The organism is Jatrophihabitans sp. (assembly GCF_051960575.1).
Lineage (GTDB): Bacteria > Actinomycetota > Actinomycetes > Mycobacteriales > Jatrophihabitantaceae > JBQCEE01.
In genome coordinates, this window is the sequence record NZ_JBQCEE010000131.1 from 1 (window position 1) to 19958 (window position 19958).

General features: G+C 72.1%; 17 protein-coding genes. 7 read left to right on the forward strand and 10 right to left on the reverse strand.

What is annotated here, in order from left to right; genetic code table 11:
• Positions 1–62 precede the first annotated feature (62 nt).
• Positions 63–1262 carry an ATP-binding protein gene (locus ACTHMS_RS07060; RefSeq protein ID WP_440305961.1) on the reverse strand — a complete coding sequence of 400 codons (1200 nt, stop codon included), beginning with the start codon at positions 1260–1262 and terminating at the stop codon, positions 63–65.
• A gap of 136 nt (positions 1263–1398) precedes the next feature.
• Between ACTHMS_RS07060 and ACTHMS_RS07065 the strand changes: the two genes are divergently transcribed.
• A complete protein-coding gene (locus ACTHMS_RS07065) occupies positions 1399–2631 on the forward strand; it encodes a PspC domain-containing protein (protein WP_440305962.1) in 1233 nt (410 codons plus the stop codon).
• 102 nt (positions 2632–2733) lie between these two features.
• On the opposite strand, the gene ACTHMS_RS07070 is transcribed toward ACTHMS_RS07065, so the two are convergent.
• Positions 2734–3090: a ClpX C4-type zinc finger protein gene (locus ACTHMS_RS07070; protein ID WP_440305963.1), complete on the reverse strand. Its 357-nt coding sequence runs from the start codon at positions 3088–3090 to the stop codon at positions 2734–2736.
• Between the two features lie 155 nt (positions 3091–3245).
• Here ACTHMS_RS07070 and ACTHMS_RS07075 point away from each other — a divergent pair, with 155 nt between their 5' ends.
• The 3 genes from ACTHMS_RS07075 to ACTHMS_RS07085 all read left to right on the forward strand — a co-directional run bounded on the left by ACTHMS_RS07075 (position 3246) and on the right by ACTHMS_RS07085 (position 7085).
• On the forward strand, positions 3246–3824 hold the full coding sequence (locus ACTHMS_RS07075) for a DinB family protein (protein WP_440305964.1): 579 nt from the start codon (positions 3246–3248) through the stop codon (positions 3822–3824).
• A gap of 62 nt (positions 3825–3886) precedes the next feature.
• Positions 3887–5716 carry a glycosyl hydrolase family 28-related protein gene (locus ACTHMS_RS07080; protein WP_440305965.1) on the forward strand — a complete coding sequence of 610 codons (1830 nt, stop codon included), beginning with the start codon at positions 3887–3889 and terminating at the stop codon, positions 5714–5716.
• An 82-nt stretch (positions 5717–5798) separates the two neighbouring features.
• Complete coding sequence (locus ACTHMS_RS07085) at positions 5799–7085, forward strand: diguanylate cyclase domain-containing protein (RefSeq protein ID WP_440305966.1); 1287 nt, start codon at positions 5799–5801, stop codon at positions 7083–7085.
• Here ACTHMS_RS07085 and rnhA read toward each other — a convergent pair.
• The 4 genes from rnhA to ACTHMS_RS07105 all read right to left on the reverse strand — a co-directional run bounded on the left by rnhA (position 7066) and on the right by ACTHMS_RS07105 (position 10589).
• On the reverse strand, positions 7066–7539 hold the full coding sequence (gene rnhA / locus ACTHMS_RS07090; RefSeq protein WP_440305967.1) for a ribonuclease HI: 474 nt from the start codon (positions 7537–7539) through the stop codon (positions 7066–7068). The two genes, ACTHMS_RS07085 and rnhA, sit on opposite strands and share 20 nt — an antisense overlap.
• Before the next feature lie 77 nt (positions 7540–7616).
• Positions 7617–7955, reverse strand: coding sequence for a hypothetical protein (locus ACTHMS_RS07095; protein ID WP_440305968.1), 339 nt, complete (start codon positions 7953–7955; stop codon positions 7617–7619).
• Between the two features lie 154 nt (positions 7956–8109).
• A complete protein-coding gene (gene guaA / locus ACTHMS_RS07100; RefSeq protein WP_440305969.1) occupies positions 8110–9657 on the reverse strand; it encodes a glutamine-hydrolyzing GMP synthase in 1548 nt (515 codons plus the stop codon).
• Between the two features lie 29 nt (positions 9658–9686).
• Positions 9687–10589: an SDR family NAD(P)-dependent oxidoreductase gene (locus ACTHMS_RS07105; RefSeq protein WP_440305970.1), complete on the reverse strand. Its 903-nt coding sequence runs from the start codon at positions 10587–10589 to the stop codon at positions 9687–9689.
• 69 nt (positions 10590–10658) lie between these two features.
• Between ACTHMS_RS07105 and ACTHMS_RS07110 the strand changes: the two genes are divergently transcribed.
• Positions 10659–11654 (forward strand): magnesium transporter CorA family protein, encoded by a 996-nt coding sequence (locus ACTHMS_RS07110; RefSeq protein ID WP_440305971.1) that lies wholly within the window; start codon positions 10659–10661, stop codon positions 11652–11654.
• Positions 11655–11670: 16 nt separating this feature from the next.
• Here ACTHMS_RS07110 and ACTHMS_RS07115 read toward each other — a convergent pair whose 3' ends face one another.
• The 3 genes from ACTHMS_RS07115 to ACTHMS_RS07125 all read right to left on the reverse strand — a co-directional run bounded on the left by ACTHMS_RS07115 (position 11671) and on the right by ACTHMS_RS07125 (position 16403).
• Entirely contained in the window at positions 11671–14202 is a 2532-nt protein-coding gene (locus ACTHMS_RS07115) for a bifunctional FO biosynthesis protein CofGH (protein ID WP_440305972.1), read from the reverse strand.
• Between the two features lie 72 nt (positions 14203–14274).
• The gene (gene fgd / locus ACTHMS_RS07120; RefSeq protein WP_440305973.1) at positions 14275–15279 is read right to left on the reverse strand and encodes a glucose-6-phosphate dehydrogenase (coenzyme-F420); all 1005 of its coding nucleotides are present in this window, start codon (positions 15277–15279) and stop codon (positions 14275–14277) included.
• Positions 15276–16403: a GuaB3 family IMP dehydrogenase-related protein gene (locus ACTHMS_RS07125; RefSeq protein ID WP_440305974.1), complete on the reverse strand. Its 1128-nt coding sequence runs from the start codon at positions 16401–16403 to the stop codon at positions 15276–15278. The genes fgd and ACTHMS_RS07125 overlap by 4 nt, the downstream gene beginning before the upstream one ends.
• 444 nt (positions 16404–16847) lie before the next feature.
• On the opposite strand from ACTHMS_RS07125, the gene ACTHMS_RS07130 reads away from it, so the two are divergent.
• Positions 16848–17537, forward strand: coding sequence for a response regulator (locus ACTHMS_RS07130; RefSeq protein WP_440305975.1), 690 nt, complete (start codon positions 16848–16850; stop codon positions 17535–17537).
• 217 nt (positions 17538–17754) lie between these two features.
• Here the strand turns inward: ACTHMS_RS07130 and guaB are convergent, their stop codons facing one another.
• The gene (gene guaB / locus ACTHMS_RS07135) at positions 17755–19278 is read right to left on the reverse strand and encodes an IMP dehydrogenase (protein WP_440305976.1); all 1524 of its coding nucleotides are present in this window, start codon (positions 19276–19278) and stop codon (positions 17755–17757) included.
• Between the two features lie 166 nt (positions 19279–19444).
• Here guaB and ACTHMS_RS07140 point away from each other — a divergent pair, with 166 nt between their 5' ends.
• Complete coding sequence (locus ACTHMS_RS07140) at positions 19445–19825, forward strand: DUF5319 domain-containing protein (RefSeq protein ID WP_440305977.1); 381 nt, start codon at positions 19445–19447, stop codon at positions 19823–19825.
• Positions 19826–19958: the final 133 nt, after the last annotated feature.

Below are 19958 nucleotides of genomic sequence, written 5' to 3' on the forward strand. Positions count from 1 at the left end.
AAGGTCGGCGCGCACGCCGACCATTAAAATGGATTGTTCTTCAACCACCACCTCCTGGTTTTTCATCCACTCCCCGGTTCCTCGGGGGGTGCTCGCCCCCCCCCGCCGATCGGCATGTGCAGCGCGATCTCGGTGCCGCCACCCGGCTGCGACCGGACGTCGACGGTGCCGCCGTGCCGTTCGATGCGCGCGATGATCGAGCCGCGCAGGCCCTGCCGGTCGTCGGCCACCGCCGCCGGGTCGAACCCGACGCCGCGGTCCTTCACGTACACGACCACCTCGCCGTCCTCGACCTCGGCGTAGAGCGACACGCTCGCGACGCCGGCGTGCTTGGCCGCGTTCACCATCGCCTCGCGCGCCGCGGCGGCGACGGCCAGCAGGTGCTCGTCCAGCACCGCGTCGCCGACGACGACGACCTCGACCGTGATCGCGTAGGCGTCCTCGACCTCGGCCGCGGCCTGCCGCAGCTCGGCGCCGACCATGCCGGTCGCCGTCCGCGACCCGTAGAGCAGCGTGCGCAGTTCGCGCTCCTGCCCGCGCGCGAGCCGGGCGACCTCGCGCGGCGAGCCGGCGTTGCGCTGGATGAGCGCGAGCGTCTGCAGCACCGAGTCGTGCAGGTGGGCGGCGATGTCCGCGCGCTCCTGCGTGCGGATGCGTTCGGCCCGCTCGGCGCTGAGCTGGGTCATCAGGCGGATCCACCACGGCCCGCTCACCAGCGCGAGCCCGACGACGGTGACGATCATGGCGAGCAGGCCGTCGCGCACCGCGGTGAAGTCCTCGCGGGCGAGCACGACGACGGCACCGGCGAGTACCAGCAGCCCGCCGAGCACCAGCCGGATGCGTCCGACCCGATCGTCGTTGTCGGCGGCCAGCGCGTCGCGCCAGCGGTCGCGGTCGCCGTCGGTGGCCTGCCGCCAGATCAGCGCGCCGCCGAGACAGGCGAGCGTCGTCGGCAGGAAGAAGCCGCCGAGCGGCAACGTCAGCGCGACGATGAGCACCGCGGCGGCCGCCGCGCCGATGCCGAGCACGTACTCGAGCCAGGCCGGCAGCCGCGGGGGTCCCGCGTCCGGCGCCTGCGGCAGCACGATCCAGTACGCGCCGTAGAGCGCGACACCGAGCCCGCCCGCAGCCATCAGTCCGATGAACGCGAACCGGATGAACTTCGTCGGGACGCCGATGTGCTCGGCGATCCCCGACGCGACGCCGCCGAGCAACCCGCGGTCGGCGCGCCGGTACAGGCGGCGCGTGGCGACGGCGGTCATCCGCCCATGATGGCGGCCCCGCGAGCCCCGATGCATCAGGCGCAGCCCCGAGATCGGGTCTCAGGGTGCAGGTCGGGTCGAGGATCAGGGCGCGGCCCTGATGTGCCGACGCCGCCCGCGCGCCAGGCTCGTTGCCATGACCACGACTGACATCCTCGGCGGTGTGAGCGCACCGCAGCGCGTGCTGCGCCGCAGCCGCACCGACCGCGTCGGGGCCGGCGTCGCCGGCGGCCTCGGCGAGTACTTCGGCGTCGACCCGGTGCTGTTCCGCGTGCTGTTCGCGACCTCGGCCTTCTTCGGCGGCGCCGGCATCCTCGCGTACCTGATCGCCTGGGCGGCCATCCCGGAGGCCGGCACCGCGCACGCACCGCTCGACGGCTGGGTGCGCTCGCTGCGCGCCCGCCGCGGACGCGCCCGGCTCGTCGCCGTCCTCGCGGTGCTGCTGCTGTGGGCCGTCGCCTTCAGCTGGTGGGCGCCCGGACCGTTCTTCCCAGTCATGATCGTCGTGCTCGTGCTGGTGGGCGTGCTGACCAGACGCGAGACGGCCCCCACCCCGCCGGCCGTCGACCTGACGAAGCCGACGGCGCCGATGCCGCCGACGGCGTCGTCCGCGTCGTCCGCGTCGTTCGCGGCCACGGGCACCGCGCCACTGCCGCCGGTCTCATCCTTCGATGAGGCGCCGGACACCGGCCCGGGAACGCCGCCAGGCCCGACCTGGATGGCCGATACCCGCGAGTGGATCGCCGACTCGCGCCGCGCCCACCAGGAACGGCGCCGCCGCGCCCAGCCGGTGCGACTCGCCACCGTCGGCGCGCTGCTGACGACCCTCGTGGTGCTCGGCCTGATCGACGCCGCCAAGGGCATCGTGCTGCCGACCTACTTCTTCGTGACGCTCGGCATCGTCGGCGCCGGCCTGCTCGTGGGATTGCTGCTGCGCCGCACGCCCTGGAGCCTGCTGCCGCTCCTGATCCCCGCGGTCGCCGGCAGCATCGCCTACACCGGCAGCGGCGCGAGCCTGCACGACGGCTTCGGCGACCGCGCCTGGACGCCGAGCACGAGCCTCGCCCCGAGCTACCGCCTCGCCTTCGGACGCGGCACGCTCGACCTCACGTCGTTGACCGCCCCGACCACGCCGACGACGGTGCACATCACCGAGGCGTCCGGGCAGGTGCGCATCGTCGCGCCGAAGTCGCTCGACCTTCGGGTGGACACCCACCTGCACTTCGGCCTGCTCAAGGTCGACGGCCACAAGGTCGACGACGGCTCGCACATCGACCATGTCGTCGCCGCCCCGACCGGCGCGACCGGTGCGCCGATCACGATCGACGTGCAGCTCGCGACCGGCGAGATCGTCGTCGACCACGTCTGACGGCCCGACCCGTTCGCACCCACACCCCCACCCTCGGCGATGATCTCGGGGAAACCCCGGCCGGAGCACGGGTTTTCCCGAGATCATCAGGGTTCGGAGCGGTCAGTCCTCGCCGGAGAAGCGCTCCCACGCCGACTGGCGCGCCATGCCGAGGGCGGCCCCGATGCGGGCCCAGCTGACGCCGCGGGTGCGCAACCGGCGCACCCACTCGGTGAGGCTGTCCTCGACCTGCGTCGCCGCCGACGCGATCTTCGGCAGCAGTGCGAGGATCTCGTCGTCCGACATGGTCTGCCAGTCGACGATGGGTGCCGGGGGCCGCCCGGCGGCATCGGTGGCCAGGATGTCGTTGCAGAGGTCGATACAGGTGTTGCAGATGTAGACCCCCGGGCCGGCGATGAGCTTGTCGACCTCGGCCTCGGGCTTGCCGCAGAACGAGCATTGCAGCGCGGTGGCGATCATGTCGGCTCCGTTCGTCAGGTGATTCCTGACAGGATGTCAGGCAATCCCTGACGACGCAAGACCCACGCGGATCGGCCGGACAAGCGGAAGGCACCGTTCCTGATGCCGCGCTTCACTGACGACCGTCATCGTCGGACGGACCGAAGGAGAAGGCCATGTTCCAGCCCGGACAGCACACCGAGAGCGACGTCCTCGTCGGGTACCTCGCCCAGCAGCTCGACGCCCTTCGCGCCGCCGCGTACGGCCTGACCGACGAGCAGGCGCGGCAGACACCGTGCCGCAGCGCGCTGTCGATCGGCGGGCTGATCAAGCATGCGACCTACGTGCTCGAGGGACGCGTCCAGCCGCACCGCGACCCCGACGCAGCGATCGGCGACGACGACGTCGCTCGCTTCATGGGCAGCTTCGCGCTCACCCCGGCCGAGTCGTTCGCCGACGCCCTCGCCGCCTTCGACCGCGCCGTCACGGCGTACCTCGAGGTGGTCCGCGCGGTCGACCCGGGCGCGCCGATGATCGAGGCGCCGGCACCCTGGGACGGGCGGTACGAGCCGACGCCGTCGGTCGAGCGCTTCTCGCTGGTGCACCACATCGAGGAGTTCGCGCGGCATGCCGGGCACGCCGACATCATCCGCGAGCAGCTCGACGGCGCCGACGCCGCATCGTTGCTGATGGCCCTCGAGGGACGCGAGGGCAACGCGTTCGTCCAGCCGTGGCAGGCCGCACCGGCGCACTGACCGCACAGGTCTGGCCCGAACAAACGCTTGTCGTCCGCGGGCGCTTCGAGCAGGGTGCTGGTATGCCCGATTCCACCGCGCGGCTCGGCCGCGCGCTCGCCGCCGCCGTCCTGCTGCTCGCCGCGTTCGCCGCCCTCGTGACGGGCGCGGCGAGTGCGTCCGCCGCACCGCCCGCGTCGCCGTTCGGGCCGAACGTGCTCGTCTTCGACCCCTCGATGTCCACGGCCGACATTCAGGCACAGGTCGACGCCGTCGCCGCGCAGCAGGTGGGCAACCAGTTCGGCACGCAGCGCTACGCCCTCTTGTTCGAGCCGGGAACATACGGCACGGCTGACCAGCCGTTGAACTTCCAGGTCGGCTACTACACCGAGGTCGCCGGCCTGGGCACCTCGCCCGGTGACGTCACCATCAACGGCTCGGTCTACGTACGCAACCAGTGCGACGCGAGCGGATGCATCGCGCTCAACAACTTCTGGCGCAGCCTGTCGAACCTGACGATCGACGTCAGCACCCCCGGCTTCGGCTGCTACTCCGGCGAGTTCTGGGCCGTGTCGCAGGCCGCACCGATGCGCCGCGTGCACGTCCACGCCGCCGACGGGTCGCCGACGACGCTGATGGACTACTGCACCGGACCGTCGTTCGCCAGCGGCGGCTTCATCGCCGACTCGACCTTCGACAACACCCTCATCAACGGCTCGCAGCAGCAGTTCTTCACCCGCAACACCAACCTGACCACGTGGACGAACGGTGTGTGGAACCAGGTGTTCGCCGGCAGCCCCGGCGCGCCGGCGACCTCCTTCCCCAGCGGGAACCAGTACACGACGCTGGCCACCACACCTGTTGAGCGTGGCAAGCCGTTCCTGTCGGTCGACCCGCAGGGCCGCTGGCAGGTGTCGGTGCCGCCGGCACGCACCGACTCGACCGGGCCGAACCTCGGCACCGCCCGCACCATCCCGCTGAGCGACTTCTTCGTCGCACACCCGGGCGACCCGATCCAGGCCATCGATAACGCGCTGGCCCGGGGCAAGAACCTGCTGCTCACGCCCGGCGTCTACGACGTCGACCGGTCGATCGAGGTCAAGCGCGCCGACACGGTCGTGCTCGGCCTCGGCTTCGCCACCCTCACCGCCCAGCACGGCGCGGTGCCGATCACCGTCGCCAACGTGCCGGGCGTCGACCTCGCCGGGATCGTCGTCGACGCCGGGCCGGTCTCGTCCCCGACGCTCGTGCGCATCGGCACCGCACACGGCAACGCGGCGAGCGTGCACAGCGACGCGTCCGACCCGACGGCGCTGCAGGACGTGTTCTTCCGCGTCGGCGGGCCGCACGCCGGGAAGGCCGAGGTCAGCCTCGAGGTGAACAGCGACCACGTCGTGCTCGACGACATCTGGGCGTGGCGCGCCGACCACGGCACCGGCGTCGGCTGGACGCAGAACACCGGGGCCACCGGCCTGGTGGTCAACGGCGACGACGTCACCGCCACCGGCCTGTTCGTCGAGCACTACCAGCGCCACGAGGTGGTCTGGAACGGCGAGCGCGGCGAGGTCGTGTTCTTCCAGAACGAGATGCCCTACGACGTGCCCGACCAGGCGAGCTGGAACTCGGCCCCCGGCACGCTCGGGTACGCGGCGCTGAAGGTCGCACCGACCGTGCGCACCTTCACCGGCTGGGGCATGGGCTCGTACTCGTTCTTCAACCAGCACGTCGACATCCACGCTTCGCACGCCTTCGAGGTGCCGACCACGCCGGGGGTGCAGTTGCACGACCTGCTGACGATCTTCCTGGACGCGACCAACGGCAGCGGCGGCATCGACCACGTCGTCACCGACACCGGCGGGTCGTCGACGGCCGCCGACGCGGACGTCCCGGTGACGGTGGTCGGCTACCCCTGATCGTGCGACCGGAGCGACGGCCTCAGGTCGGCCGAACGACAGCCGATGGGACGGGCACTGAGTCCCGAACCCGAAGGACCCCATGACCGCGCTTTCCGACCCACCGGTCGTCATCGCACCGCCGGACTCCCCCGCCCGCACCACCGACCGCTCCTCGCGGTCGGTGGTGCGCGGCCTGCTGCACCTGCTGCGTGACCAGCTCTCGGCCGACCGCGTGCTGCTGATCGACGGCGCGACGGCCGAGCCGATGCTGTCGGTCGGCGACGTCGCCGGGTCGGGTGCGCCGTCAGTGCGGCAGGCGGTCACCGCCGACCGTCTGCTGATCGTGGCCGGGCGGGCGGGCGAGGACCTCACGGCGCGCGACCGCGCCCTGCTGCGCGACGTCGCCGCGCTGATCGCCCCGCACCTGCCCGCGCTGGACGACACGATCGCGGCGCTCGGCGGCCCGAACCTCGAGTCGCTCACCCGCCCGCTGCTCGCCGCCCTGCAGGAACTGACCCAGCTGGGTTCGACCTACCTCACCCACATCGACGAGGCGGCCGACGATCTGCAGGTGCTGCTCGCGCACAACACGCGTCCGGGCTTCACGGTGTCCGAGGGCATCCACGTGCCCTGGGGCGACACCCTGTGCAAACGCTCCCTGGACGAGGGGCGCGCGGTGACGCCGGACGTGCCGGCGGTCTGGGGCGACTCCGCGGCGGCCCGCGAGCTCGGCATCCGGACCTACGTCTCGGTGCCGGTCGAGCTGTCCGACGGCCAAATCTGGGGCACGCTCTGCGCGGCCGACTCGCAGACCGGTGACCCGACCGACGAGCACGTCGCTGCCATGCGGCTGTTCAGCCGGCTGATCGCCGCCGAGATCGAGCGCAGTGCGGCGCTGGCGCGCGCCGAGTCGGACGCGGTGACCGACCCGCTGACCGGCTGCGCCACCCGCCGCGTCATCGAGCCCCGGCTCACCGCTGCCCTCGGCCAGGCCGGACCCGACGACACCGTCATGGTCGCCTTCGTCGACGTCGACGACTTCAAGCCGATCAACGACACCCTCGGCCACGAGACCGGCGACCGCGTGCTCGCCGCGATCGGCGCGCACCTGCGCGACCAGATGCGGCCCGACGACCTGGTCGCTCGCTACGGCGGCGACGAGTTCGTGCTTGTCGCAGTCATGCCCGGCACCGCCGGCGTCGCGTGGGCCTCGCGCATCGCCGCCTGCGACCGCGTCGACGTCGACCTGCCGGGCGGACGCCGGGAGGTGCGTCTCTCGGTCGGCGTCGCCGCCGCAGCAGCCGGCAGCACCGCTACGCACGTGCTGGCCGAGGCCGACCGCCGCATGTACGCGCAGAAGCAGGCCGTCAGCCGCGGGCGGCGCTGAGCGCGTCCGCCGCCTCGCGCGCCCCGAGATCGGCCAGCCGGTCGGCGCGCTCGTTGCCCTCGTCGCCCGAGTGGCCCTTCACCCAGAGCCACTCGACGTCGTGCGCCGCGCGGGCCTCGTCCAACGCGCGCCACAGGTCGGCGTTGCTCACCGGCTTGCGCTGCGAGTTGACCCAGCCGTTGGCCTTCCACCGCGGCATCCACTCGGTGATGCCCTTGAGCACGTACAGGCTGTCGGTGTGCAGCCGCACGATCGACGGCCGCTTCAGCGCACGCAGCGCCTCGATCGCGGCGGTCAGTTCCATGCGCTGATTGGTGGTGGACGGATCGCTGCCGTGCAGTTCCTTGCGGTGCTCGCCCGCCGTCAGCACGGCACCCCACCCGCCGGGTCCGTCGGGGTTCTTCTTGCACGAGCCATCGGTCCAGATGGTGACGACGTCGGCGGCAGCGGTCATCGGGGTCGGCCTCGGCACGGCGTCGAGTCTTCCCGACCTCCGGGCGGCGACGCGCCTGACACGCTCGGTCGGTACCGCTAGCCCTGGCCACCGACGACGCGGTCGGGCCCGCGGCGGACGGACGACCAGTCGTCCAGGTGCACGACGATGCCCGGCTCGCCACCGCGCCGACGACGGGCCGGCCGCCGGCGCGTGGGCACGCGGTGCTGCTCATGGGCAGGAGCGTCGGCGCTGTGCCGGAACGCCCCAAGGTGCAGCAGCAGGCCGAGCCCGGTACCGGCTGCCGCCAGCGCCGCCCAGAGCATCGGCGACCCGACCCGCAGGGCGATCGGGAGGCCGATCACCCAGACGCCGCCCACGACGGCGGCGTGCGCGAGCAGCGACCGGCGGGCGTCGCGACGGGGCACCAACAGCATGCGACCAGCCTGCGGCCTGCACGCCGCGTCGTGGCAGGGCCGACCGTCACGTCCCGTCCCGGCCGCGCGACCCGAACGCTCGACCCGCCGACATGGTCACCAGCGGCGCGTCAGGACGACCATCTCGGGCGGTCGACGGTGCGACGACGCGGGCCTACTCCCACTCGATGGTGCCCGGGGGCTTCGAGGTCACGTCCAGGACGACGCGGTTGACCTCGCGCACCTCGTTGGTGATGCGGGTCGAGATGCGCTCGAGGACGTCGTACGGCAGGCGCGTCCAGTCGGCGGTCATCGCATCCTCCGAGGACACCGGACGCAGCACAACCGGGTGGCCGTAGGTGCGGCCGTCGCCCTGCACGCCCACCGACCGCACGTCGGCGAGCAGCACGACCGGGCACTGCCAGATGTCGCGGTCGAGGCCGGCGGCGGACAGCTCGGCGCGGGCGATCGCGTCGGCGCGGCGGAGGATCTCGAGCCGCTCAGCGGTCACCTCGCCGATGATGCGGATGCCGAGGCCGGGGCCGGGGAACGGCTGGCGCCACACGATCTCGGCGGGCAGGCCGAGCTGCTCGCCGACGCGGCGCACCTCGTCCTTGAACAGCGTGCGCAGCGGCTCGACGAGGCCGAACTGCAGGTCGTCGGGCAGGCCGCCGACGTTGTGGTGGCTCTTGATGTTGGCCGCGCCCGTGCCGCCGCCGCTCTCGACGACGTCGGGGTAGAGCGTGCCCTGCACGAGGAACTCGACCGACCCGTCGGCCGCGATGCCCCGCGCCGCCTGCTCGAAGGCGCGGATGAACTCGCGTCCGATCGTCTTGCGCTTCTCCTCCGGGTCGGTGACCCCGGCGAGGGCGTCGAGGAACTGCTCGGACGCCTCGACCACCTCGAGCTTCACGCCGGTGGCGGCGACGAAGTCGCGCTCGACCTGCTCGGCCTCGCCGGCGCGCAGCAGGCCGTGGTCGACGAAGACGCAGGTGAGCTGGTCGCCGACGGCGCGCTGCACGAGGGCGGCGGCGACGGCCGAGTCGACACCGCCCGAGAGCCCGCAGATCAGGCGCTTGTCGCCGACCTGCGCGCGGATGCGCGACACCTGCTCGTCGATGATGTTCGCTTCCGTCCAGCTCGGGCGGGCGCCGGCGATGTCGTGGAGGAAGTGCTTCAGCACCTCCTGCCCGTTCGCGGTGTGCAGCACCTCGGGATGGAACTGCACGCCGGCGAGGCCTCGCGCGACGTCCTCGAAGGCGGCGACGGGCGCACCCGCCGAGCGGGCCAGCACCGTGAACCCCTCGGGCGGACGCGTCACCTCGTTGCCGTGGCTCATCCACACCTGTTGAGACGACGGCAGCCCCCGCAGCAGCGTGCCGGGGGCGACGACGTCGAGCACGGTGCGGCCGAACTCCGAGCCGCCGGTGATGGCGACCTCGCCGCCGAGCGCCTGGGTCATCGCCTGGAAGCCGTAGCAGATGCCGAAGACCGGCACGCCCGAGGTGAACATCGCCGGGTCGGTCTGCGGGGCGCCCGGCTCGAACACGCTCGACGGGCCGCCGGACAGGATGATCGCCTTCGGCCGCTTGGCCATGATCTCGGCGACCGGCATCGTGTGCGGCACGATCTCGCTGTAAACGTGCGCCTCGCGCACGCGGCGGGCGATCAACTGCGCGTACTGCGCCCCGTAGTCGACGACGAGGACGAGATCGGCGGGCATGGGGGCAGTCTACGAAGCCCCGGGCGCCCCTACGGCCACGGGAACCGGAACCCGCTCAGCTGTTCGCTGACGTCCCACAGCTTGCATGCCAACCCGACATCGGCGGCGAACGACGACCGCCGGGCCGGACCGATCGGCCCGCGCGACTCGCCGAAGCGCTGCGGGCCGGTGTACGAGCCCGGCTCGGCGACGGTGGCGGCGAACAGCGACGGCCGGGCGCCCGCCTTCGCCGACTGCAGCACGATCGGCATGACGAGCGGCGCGAGGGTGCGCACGACGAGGCTGCCGCCCATGCCCTCGCGGTCCTTGAACAGCCCGGTGGACGAGACACCCGGGTGCGCGGCGACCGACACCAGCGGCAGCCCGCGCTCGGCCGCCTGCCGCTGCAGCTCGTCGGCGAACAGGATGTTGGCCAGCTTCGAGTTGTCGTAGAGGTGCCGCGCGTCGTAGCCCGGCCCGGCGCCGGCGTCGAGCACGTCGGCCCGGCCGCCGTGGTGCGCGATCGACGCCACGGTCACGACTCGCCCGCCGCCGCCCGCCGCCAGCAGATTCGGCAGCAGCGAGCCGGTGAGGACGAAGTGGCCCAGGTGGTTCGTCCCGAACTGCAGTTCGTGCCCCTCGGCGGTGGTCGCGCGCCTCGTCGGCGCCATGACGCCTGCGTTGTTGATCAGCACGTCGAGCGGGCCGTCCCACGCGGCGGCGAAGGCGCGCACCGACTCGAGCGAGGCAAGGTCGAGCCGGCGCACCGTGACGGCGCCGCGCACCGACCGCGCCACCCGCTCGCCCGCCTCGACCGAGCGGCACGCGATCGTCACGTCGGCGCCGTGCTCGGCGAGCGCCGCGGCCGTCCCGCGGCCGATGCCGCTGTTGCCGCCCGTCACCACGACGCGCCGCGCGGTCAGGTCGGGCAGGTCGCGCTCCGTCCAGCTCATCCACCGAACGTACTGGGAAAGTGCTGCGCGCCCTGATGCGCGAACGGTGCGAACGGACACACTGACCACATGAGCGAACCCCTCGGCTGCCTGGTGCGCACCCGGCTGTGGCGCAACGGCACGCTCGAGAAGGAGGACTTCCCGATCACGGAGCTGTCCGACCATCTCGACGAGCCCGACTGCGTCGTGTGGGCCGACATCCTGCGGCCGGACGCCCACACCCTCGGTGTGCTCGGCACCGAACTCGCCCTCGACGACCACGCGATCGAGGACGCGGTGAGCGAGCACGAGCGGCCGAAGGCGATGCGCTACCGCACGCACACGTTCCTCACGACGTACGCGCTGCGGCTCGAGGGCGCCGAGCTCGCGACGTCACGCATCTCGGCGTTCGCGATCAAGCGCGGCTTCATCACGGTGCGCCTCGACGACGCCTTCGACATGGACGCGGTCGTGCGCGTATGGGAGGACAACGCCGACCTGATGAAGTACGGGCCGCGGGCGCTGGCCTACGGGTTGATGGACGTCGTGGTCGACGGCTACTTCGACTGCATCGGCTCGCTCGACGACCAGATCGAGGACCTCGAGGACGCGCTGTTCGAGGAGCGTCCGAGCACCGCGAACGGCGTGCAGCGCCAGACCTTCCAGCTGCGCAAGGCGCTCACCCGCTCACGCCGCGCGGTGCTGCCGATGCGCGAGGTCGTCGCGACGCTGATGCACCGCACGGTCGACGGCGAGGGCGCCGTGCCCGAGCTGGCCCCGTACTACGAGGACCTCTACGACCACGTGCTGCGCGCGTCCGAGTGGACCGAGTCGTTGCGCGACATGGTGTCGTCGGTCTTCGAGACGACGCTGTCGCTGTCGGACGTGCGCATGAACACGATCATGAAGAAGCTGACGTCGTGGGCGGCGATCATCGCCGTGCCGACCGCCGTCACCGGCTTCTTCGGCCAGAACGTGCCCTACCCCGGCTTCGGCCACTGGTCGGGCTTCGTCGCGTCCTGCGCCATCATGATCGTCATCGCCCTCGTCCTCTACATCACCTTCCGGGCGAAGGACTGGCTGTAGCCCGGTTGCCGGACGGTCAGGCGGTGAGCGAGGGCAGCGTGCCGGTGAAGCGGGCCGCGGCGGCGAGGCGCTCGGCGGGGACGACCGAGTAGTCGGTCATCCGCTGCCGGGCGACGCGGCCGGGCAGGCCGCCGACGATCTCCTCGAGCTGCGCGACGGTCTTGGCCGAGCCGTGCTGCGAGCCGGCCATGCGCGAGATCGTCTCCTCCATCAGCGTGCCGCCGAGGTCGTTCACGCCGCCGCGCAGCACCTCGCGGCAGCCGTCGACGCCGAGCTTCACCCACGAGCACTGGATGTTGTCGATCCGGCCGTGCAGCAGGATGCGCGCCATCGCGTGCACGACGCGGTTCTCGCGCTGCGTCGGCCCCGGACGCGCCACGCCGGCCAGGTAGATCGGCGCGTTGGTGTGGATGAACGGCAGCCCGACGAACTCGGTGAACCCGCCCGTCTCGTCCTGGATGCGGGCGAGCGTGCGGAAGTGCCCGAGCCAGTGCGACGGGTTGTCGACGTGGCCGTACATCATCGTCGAGCTCGAGCGCAGCCCCACCTGGTGCGCGGTCGTGATGACCTCGATCCAGGTGGACGCGGGCAGCTTGCCCTTCGTCAGCAGCCAGCGCACGTCGTCGTCGAGGATCTCGGCGGCCGTGCCGGGGATCGAGTCGAGCCCGGCCTCCTTCGCCGCCTTCAGCCACTCGCGGATCGACAGGCCCGTACGCGATGCGCCGTTCACGACCTCCATCGGGCTGAACGCGTGCACGTGCATGCCCGGCACGCGGCTCTTCACCTCGCGCGCGATGTCGAAGTAGGCCGTGCCGGGCAGGTCGGGGTGGATGCCGCCCTGCATGCAGACCTCGGTGGCGCCGAGCGCCCACGCCTCCTCGGCCCGCTGCCCGACCTCGGCCAGCGAGAGCGTGTACGCGTCGGCGTCGGTGCGCCGCTGCGCGAAGGCGCAGAAGCGGCAGCCGGTGTAGCAGACGTTGGTGAAGTTGATGTTCCGGTTGACGACGTAGGTGACGTCGGGGCCCACGACCGACGCGCGGAGCGAGTCGGCGAGCGCGCACACCGCGTCCAGCTCGGCGCCGTCGGCGAGCATCAGCGCCATCGCGTCGGTGTCGGACAGCGAACCCGGGTCGCGCTCGGCCGCGCGCAGCGCGCTGAGCACGTCGGCGTCGAGCCGCACCGGCGCACCGGTGCGCAGCGCCTCGGCCCGCACGGCGTCCCAGTCGCCGTAGACCGAGTCGCAGTCCTCGCGCCGGTCGCTCGTGCGGCCGGTCGTGTCGATGGACGTGTGCAGGTCGACGCGGCCCGCCGACTGCCACGCGTCCTCGGCCACCTGCCACGGCCGCACCTCGACCACCGCTGCGGGGTCCGCGAGCCCGTCCTCGCCCGCCAGCGCCGCGACGTGCGGCAGCACGCGCGGGTCGAGCCACGGCTCGCCCGCCTGCACGTACGGCGGGTACACGGTGAGCCGCTCGACGAGCCGGAACCCCGCGGCCGCCGACGCCTCGGCCAGCAGATCGATCTGCGGCCACGGCCGCTCGGGGTTCACGTGGTCGGGCGTCAGCGGCGACACCCCGCCCCAGTCGTCGATGCCCGCCCGCAACAAGAGCGAGAACTCGTCACCGATGAGATTCGGCGGCGCCTGGATGCGCATGCGCGGCCCGAGCACCAACCGCGCCACGGCCACCGTCGCGGCGAGCTCGGCCAGTTCGGCGTCGGGCATGCGCGCCATCGCGGTGTCGGGCTTGGCGCGGAAGTTCTGGACGATCACTTCCTGGATGCCGTCGTACTGTCGGGCGATCCGCCGGATCGCGAACAGCGCGTCGGCCCGCTCGGCCGGCGTCTCGCCGATGCCGATGAGGATGCCGGTGGTGAACGGGATGTTCGAGCGGCCGGCGTCCTCGAGCACGCGCAGCCGCACGACGGGTTCCTTGTCGGGCGAGCCGAAGTGCGGGCCGCCCTGCTCGAACAGCCGCTGCGAGGTCGTCTCGAGCATCATGCCCATCGACGGCGCCACCGGCTTGAGCCGCTGCAGCTCCTGCCAGCTCATGACCCCGGGGTTCAGGTGCGGCAGCAGCCCGGTCTCTTCGAGCACGCGGATCGCCATCGCCCGCACGTAGGCGAGCGTCGAGTCGTAGCCGTGCGCGTCGAGCCACTCGCGCGCCGCCGGCCAGCGGTCCTCGGGCCGGTCACCGAGGGTGAACAGCGCCTCCTTGCAGCCCATCGCCGCGCCCTCGCGGGCGATGGCCAGCACCTCGTCCGGCGACAGGAACGCGGCGGGCAGCCGGTTCGGCGTGGTCGCGAACGTGCAGTAGTGGCACCGGTCGCGGCACAGCCGGGTGAGCGGGATGAACACCTTTCGCGAGTAGGTGACGACGCCCGGCCGCCCCGCGTCGGCGAGGCCCTGGTCGCGCACCCGCGCGGCGGACGTGAGCAGGTCGTCGAGCGCGTCGCCCCGCGCCGAGAGCAGGATCTCGGCCTCGGTGACGTCGAGCGCGACGCCGTCGCGAGCCCGCCGCAGTGCGCGACGCGTTGCAGAGTCGATCACGTCTTCCTCGCGTCCGGTCGGTTCAGGTGGTGCAGATCGACCCTACGCGAGGAGCACCTGGTCGTGGACGGGTCACCGATTCCGCAACCGCGGCAGGATCTCGTCGCCGTAGAGCCGCAGGAACTTCTCCTGGTCGGGCCCGGGCGCGTGGAACACCAGGTGGGTGAACCCGTAGTCGAGGTACTTGGCGATCTGCTCGACGTGCTCGTCCGGGTCGGTCGAGACGATGAACCGCTTCGCCGTCTGCTCGGTCGACAGCTCGTCGGCGAGCCGCTGCATCTCGACGGGGTCCTCGACGCCCGCCTTCTGCTCGGCCGACAGCCCGAGCGCGCCCCAGAACCGGGTCGCCTCCATCGCGGCCTCGCGGTCGTGGTCGAAGCTGACCTTCACCTCGATCATGAGGTCGAGGTCGTCGACGTTCCGCTCGGCCTTCTCGGCACCCTCGCGGACGGCGGGCAGCAACGTCTCGGTGTAGAGCGCCTCGCCCTTGCCGGACGTCGTGATGAAGCCGTCGCCGGCGCGACCGGCGTAGCGGGTGGCCGCCGGGCCGGACGCCGCCAGGTAGAGCGGCACCGGGTGCTCGGGCTTGTCGTAGATCGTCGCCTTGTCGGTGCGGTAGTACTCGCCCTCGAAGGTGACGCGGTCCTCGGTCCAGAGCCGCTTGATGAGGCGGACGGCCTCGCGGAACCGCGCGAACCGCTCCTTGCCCTCGGGCCACTCGATGCCGAGCGCCGACTCGTTCAGCGACTCGCCCGTGCCCATGCCGAGCACGATGCGTCCCTCGTAGAGGCAGCCGAGCGTCGCGAACGCCTGCGCGACGATGCCCGGGTGGTAGCGGAACGTCGGCGTGAGCACCGACGTGCCCATCGTGATCCGCTCGGTGTGCGCGCCGAGGGCGGCCAGCCAGGTCATCGCGAACGGCGCGTGGCCGCCGTCGTGCCGCCACGGCTGCAGGTGGTCGCTGACGAACACCGAGTCGAAGCCGCACTCCTCGGCCAGCACCCCGTACCGCAGCAGCTCCTTCGGGGCGAACTGCTCGTTCGATGCCTTGTAGCCGAAGCGGATCGGCGGTGTCATGTGCGTCCTCCGGAGACGATGAGCTCGGCCTTCTGGAATTCCTTCACCGTCGAGTATCCGCACTTGCCCATGACGCGCCGGAGCGCGCCGAAGAGGTTCCGCTCGCCTGACGGGTCGGCCGTCGGCCCCACGAGGAGCTCCTCGAGCGACGGCGCCTCGGCGTCGGTGGCGAAGTCGACGACGGCCGATCGCGGGACGCGGGGATGCCCGGCGGTGCTGTCCCAGTACCGCCCGCCGCCCGGCGACCCGGCCGCGACGGCGAGCGGCTCGCCCAGCATCACCGCGTCGGCGCCGCAGGCGATCGCCTTGGCGACGTCGCCGCCGGTGCCGATGTCGCCGTAGGCGATGAGGTGCACGTACCGGCCGCCGGTCTCGTCCAGGTAGTCACGGCGGGCTGCCGCGGCGTCGATCAGGGCCGTCGCCATCGGCACGTCGATGCCGAGCATGCGGTGCGTCGTCGAGCCGAGATGGCCGCCGTAGCCGATCACCACGCCGGCGGCGCCGGTGCGCATGAGGTGCAGCGCGGTCTGGTAGTTCGAGACGCCGCCGACGATCACCGGGATGTCGAGGTCGGCGATGAAGGTCTTGAGGTTGAGCCCGGGCTCGTGGCCCTGCATCACGTGCTCGGCCGAGATGACCGTGCCGAGGATGACGAGCAGGTCGACGCCCGCGGCCAGCACCGTCGGCGCCAGCTCGGCGGTGTGCTGGGGTGAGAGGCGCACGGCCACGCGGCCGCCACCGGCCCGCATCTCGCGGATGCGCCGGGTCAGCAGGTCCGGCGACACCGGCTCGGCGTAGAGCGACTGCAGGGCGGCGTTGTCGAGCGGCCCGGCGCCGAGGGCGGCCAGCCGGTCGGCGGCGTCCTCGTACCGCGTCCAGACGCCCTCGCCGTCGAGCACGGCGAGGCCGCCCAGCCGCTCCACCTCGGCGACCGTCGACGGCGCGACGACCGCGTCGGACGGCGCGGCGAGCAGCGGCAGGTCGAACGTGTGCGCGTCGATCTGCCAGGTCGTCGACACGACGGCCGACCCACGGGTGCGCCGTGTCGGCACCAGGGCGATGTCGTCGAGGTGGTACCCGCGGCGGGCGCTGCGGCCCAGCCCGATCTCGACCGTGTCCGGCATGTGCGACTCCCTCGGCTCGCGTCCCCGGGGCCCAGCTTTCCGCATCGGCCGGCCGCGGACGACGGCGCCCCGCACCCGGCCGCCTCGCGGCGGCTCCCGGACGGGCTCCGGATGACCCTCGAACGACGCCCGGCGGACCGATGATCATTTCGTCCCGATTCGCGGGACTTTCGACCTTCCGCCTCGGTCCCTCCGTCCGTGGAACGCACCGACGGACGGAGGATTCTTGGGACGTCGCACCGGATCGTGCTCGCCAGGGTCGCATGACCCTGCCGGGCCTTGTTCCGGGCCTGGTCGCCGGCGCCGCGGGGGTGGTCCGGCGACGACACAGGTGCCGCGGTGCCGCCCGGGGTCCCCCATCCCCGGTGCGGCGCCGCCACCTGCAACGGCGCACCTCTTCGCCTTCCGGCGCGTTCGGGGCCACAATGACTTGCCGACAGCGGCATGCGACCAGCCCCGACCCGGAGGCCACCACCTGTGACGAGCGCGCCCACCACGCCCATCCGCCTCTTCCTGCTCGACGACCACGAGATCGTGCGTCGCGGGCTGGCCGACCTCTTGAACTCCGAGGCCGACCTCGAGGTGGTCGCCGAGGCGAGCACGTGCGACGAGGCGTTGCGCCGCATGCCGGCCGTGCTGCCGGATGTCGCGATCCTCGACGGGCGCCTGCCCGACGGCAGCGGGATCGAGGTCTGCCGGCAGATCCGCGAGCAGCACCCCGAGGTGCGCTGCCTGATCCTCACGTCCTACGACGACGACGACGCGATCTTCGACGCGGTGCTGGCTGGTGCGTCCGGCTACGTGCTGAAGCAGATCCGCAGCAGCAACCTCATCGAGGCGGTGCGCCAGGTCGCCGCCGGGCAGTCACTGCTCGACCCGTCGGTCACCGCGCGCGTGCTGCAGCGCATCCGCGACGGCAAGCGCGAGGACGAGCGGCTCGCCACCCTGAACGCGCAGGAGCGCAAGATCCTCGTCCTCATCGCCGAGGGGCTCACGAACCGGCAGATCGGCGAGCGCCTGTTCATCGCCGAGAAGACGGTGAAGAACAACGTCTCGAGCCTGCTCAGCAAGCTCGGCATGCAGCGCCGCACCCAGGCCGCCGTCTTCGGCGCCACGCTGAACGACCAGCTCTAGACGGGGTCGTTCGACCTGCCCGCAACAGGTCGTCGCGCACGTCCGCCGGCATGTCGGGTGCCCGCATGATGAGCGGGCGACGGGGATCATCCCCCAGACACTCCCCCAGGGTCTGGGCCACCGCCGAGCCGTAACAGGACTGCGACACGGCCCATCCCATTCGCCGCCGGCCCGATCCGTAACCCACGGGTCGGGCCGGTGCACATCCCGGGGTCGGTCAGCCGCCGATCGCGTAGTTCGGCGCCTCGACCGTCATCTGGATGTCGTGCGGGTGCGACTCCTTGAGCGAGGCCTGGGTGATGCGGATGAACTGCCCGCGCTCGGCCAGCTCGGCCGTCGTGCGCGCGCCGACGTAGAACATCGACTGGCGCAGGCCGCCGACGAGCTGGTGGGCCACCGCCGACAGCGGGCCGCGGTAGGCCACGCGTCCCTCGATGCCCTCGGGGATGAGCTTGTCGTCGGCGGCGACCTCGGCCTGGAAGTAGCGGTCCTTCGAGTAGGACTTCTTGCCGCGCGAGCTCATCGCGCCGAGCGAGCCCATGCCCCGGTAGGACTTGTACTGCTTGCCGTTGACGAAGATCAGGTCGCCGGGCGACTCGTCGCAGCCGGCGAGCAGCGAGCCGACCATGACCGTGTCGGCGCCGGCCACGATCGCCTTCGCGATGTCGCCGCTGTACTGCAGGCCGCCGTCGGCGATCACCGGCACACCGGCGGGCTTGCACGCCCGCGCGGCCTCGTAGATCGCGGTGATCTGCGGGACGCCGACGCCGGTGACGACCCGGGTGGTGCAGATCGAGCCCGGGCCCACGCCGACCTTCACGGCATCGGCGCCGGCATCGACGAAGGCCTGCGCGCCCGCGCGCGTGGCGACGTTGCCGCCGATGACCTGGACGTGCTTCGTGGCGGGGTCGGTCTTGAGGCGGCGCACCATGTCGAGCAGCAGCTGCACGTGCCCGTGCGCGGTGTCGGCGACGAGGACGTCGACGCCGGCCTCGACGAGCGTCGTGGCGCGCTCCCACGCGTCGCCGAAGTAGCCGATCGCCGCGCCGACCATGAGCCGCTTGTGCTCGTCGGTCGAGGCGTTCGGGAACTGCTCGGACTTCACGAAGTCCTTGACGGTGATGAGCCCGCGCAGGCGGCCCTGCTCGTCGACGATCGGCAGCCGCTCGCGCTTGTGCTGGCGCAGGATCGTCGTGGCGTCCTCGTGGCTGATGCCCACCGGTGCGGTGATGAGCGGCATCGGCGTCATCACCTCGTCGACCTTCGTGGTCGCCCACTCGGCGACGGGCACGAAGCGCAGGTCGCGGTTGGTGATGATGCCGAGCAGGCGCTGGTCGGTGTCGACGACGGGCAGGCCGCTGATGCGGTACTCGCCGCACACCGCGTCGAGCTGCTCGAGGGTGGCGTCCGGGCCGATCGTCACCGGGTTCGGGATGAGGCCGGTCTGGGTGCGCTTCACGAGGTCGACCTGGCGGGCCTGGTCGTCGATCGAGAGGTTGCGGTGCAGCACGCCGATGCCGCCCTCGCGGGCCATCGCGATCGCCATGCGCGACTCGGTGACGGTGTCCATCGCGGCCGAGAGCAGCGGGACGGCGATGCTGATCTCCCGCGTCAGCCGTGAGCGGGTGTCGACCTCGGCCGGCACGACGTCGGTCTCGCCGGGCAGCAGGAGCACGTCGTCGTAGGTGAGGCCGAGTGGGGCGAACTTCTCCGGGACGCCCTGTGCCGCTGCCTCGTCCACCCGTGGTCCTCCTCGCCCTGCGCCCGAGAGCCCATCCTACGTTCCGCCGGTAACCCCACGGCCGCTCGCTCGTTGGGCACGACATGACGCGATGGACGCCGAATGGATGGCACGGAGGCCACGCCAACGCTTACCGTGTACGTGTGACTCACTGCGGGGGCAGGGCATGAATCTCGACGACGGTCCGCTGGACCCCTTCCTCGACGACCCGAACGACCCGGCGTCCCTGCTCGACGACCACGAGCCGTCGCAGCCGCTGAGCGAGGACGAGCGCGAGGACGTGCTCGCCGACCTCGCCGAGCTGGCCGAGTTCCGCGCCGTGCTCTCGTCCCAGGGCGTGCACGGCATCACCGTCGACTGCGGTGACTGCGGCGAGCAGCACTTCTTCAGCTGGGACCTCATGGCCAGCAACCTGCGCGCCCTGCTCGGCGAGGGCCGCACCTCCGTCCACGAGCCGGCCTTCGCGCCCGACCAGGACGCCTACGTCAGCTGGGACTACGCCCGCGGCTACACCGACGCCGTGAACGCGCTGACCAAGCGCCACTGACGGCTCACACCGAGCGGAACCCGCTGTTCCGGCTCGTCCCGACATCGTCGGACGGGCCCGAGCAGCGGGTTTCGTGCGTTCGGCCCGCGTCGAGTAGCGCATTCGCACCGTTCGTGGGGCTGGCGCGCGGTGT

Coding starts and splice junctions, on each gene's coding strand:
- ACTHMS_RS07060 (WP_440305961.1), bottom strand. CDS start 1,262: ATGACCGCCGTCGCCACGCGCCGCCTGTACCGGCGCGCCGACCGCGGG.
- ACTHMS_RS07130 (WP_440305975.1), top strand. CDS start 16,848: ATGCGACCAGCCCCGACCCGGAGGCCACCACCTGTGACGAGCGCGCCC.
- ACTHMS_RS07140 (WP_440305977.1), top strand. CDS start 19,445: ATGAATCTCGACGACGGTCCGCTGGACCCCTTCCTCGACGACCCGAAC.
- ACTHMS_RS07075 (WP_440305964.1), top strand. CDS start 3,246: ATGTTCCAGCCCGGACAGCACACCGAGAGCGACGTCCTCGTCGGGTAC.
- ACTHMS_RS07065 (WP_440305962.1), top strand. CDS start 1,399: ATGACCACGACTGACATCCTCGGCGGTGTGAGCGCACCGCAGCGCGTG.
- ACTHMS_RS07105 (WP_440305970.1), bottom strand. CDS start 10,589: ATGAGCTGGACGGAGCGCGACCTGCCCGACCTGACCGCGCGGCGCGTC.
- ACTHMS_RS07085 (WP_440305966.1), top strand. CDS start 5,799: ATGACCGCGCTTTCCGACCCACCGGTCGTCATCGCACCGCCGGACTCC.
- ACTHMS_RS07110 (WP_440305971.1), top strand. CDS start 10,659: ATGAGCGAACCCCTCGGCTGCCTGGTGCGCACCCGGCTGTGGCGCAAC.
- ACTHMS_RS07070 (WP_440305963.1), bottom strand. CDS start 3,090: ATGATCGCCACCGCGCTGCAATGCTCGTTCTGCGGCAAGCCCGAGGCC.
- ACTHMS_RS07125 (WP_440305974.1), bottom strand. CDS start 16,403: ATGCCGGACACGGTCGAGATCGGGCTGGGCCGCAGCGCCCGCCGCGGG.
- guaA (WP_440305969.1), bottom strand. CDS start 9,657: ATGCCCGCCGATCTCGTCCTCGTCGTCGACTACGGGGCGCAGTACGCG.
- ACTHMS_RS07080 (WP_440305965.1), top strand. CDS start 3,887: ATGCCCGATTCCACCGCGCGGCTCGGCCGCGCGCTCGCCGCCGCCGTC.
- rnhA (WP_440305967.1), bottom strand. CDS start 7,539: ATGACCGCTGCCGCCGACGTCGTCACCATCTGGACCGATGGCTCGTGC.
- ACTHMS_RS07095 (WP_440305968.1), bottom strand. CDS start 7,955: ATGCTGTTGGTGCCCCGTCGCGACGCCCGCCGGTCGCTGCTCGCGCAC.
- fgd (WP_440305973.1), bottom strand. CDS start 15,279: ATGACACCGCCGATCCGCTTCGGCTACAAGGCATCGAACGAGCAGTTC.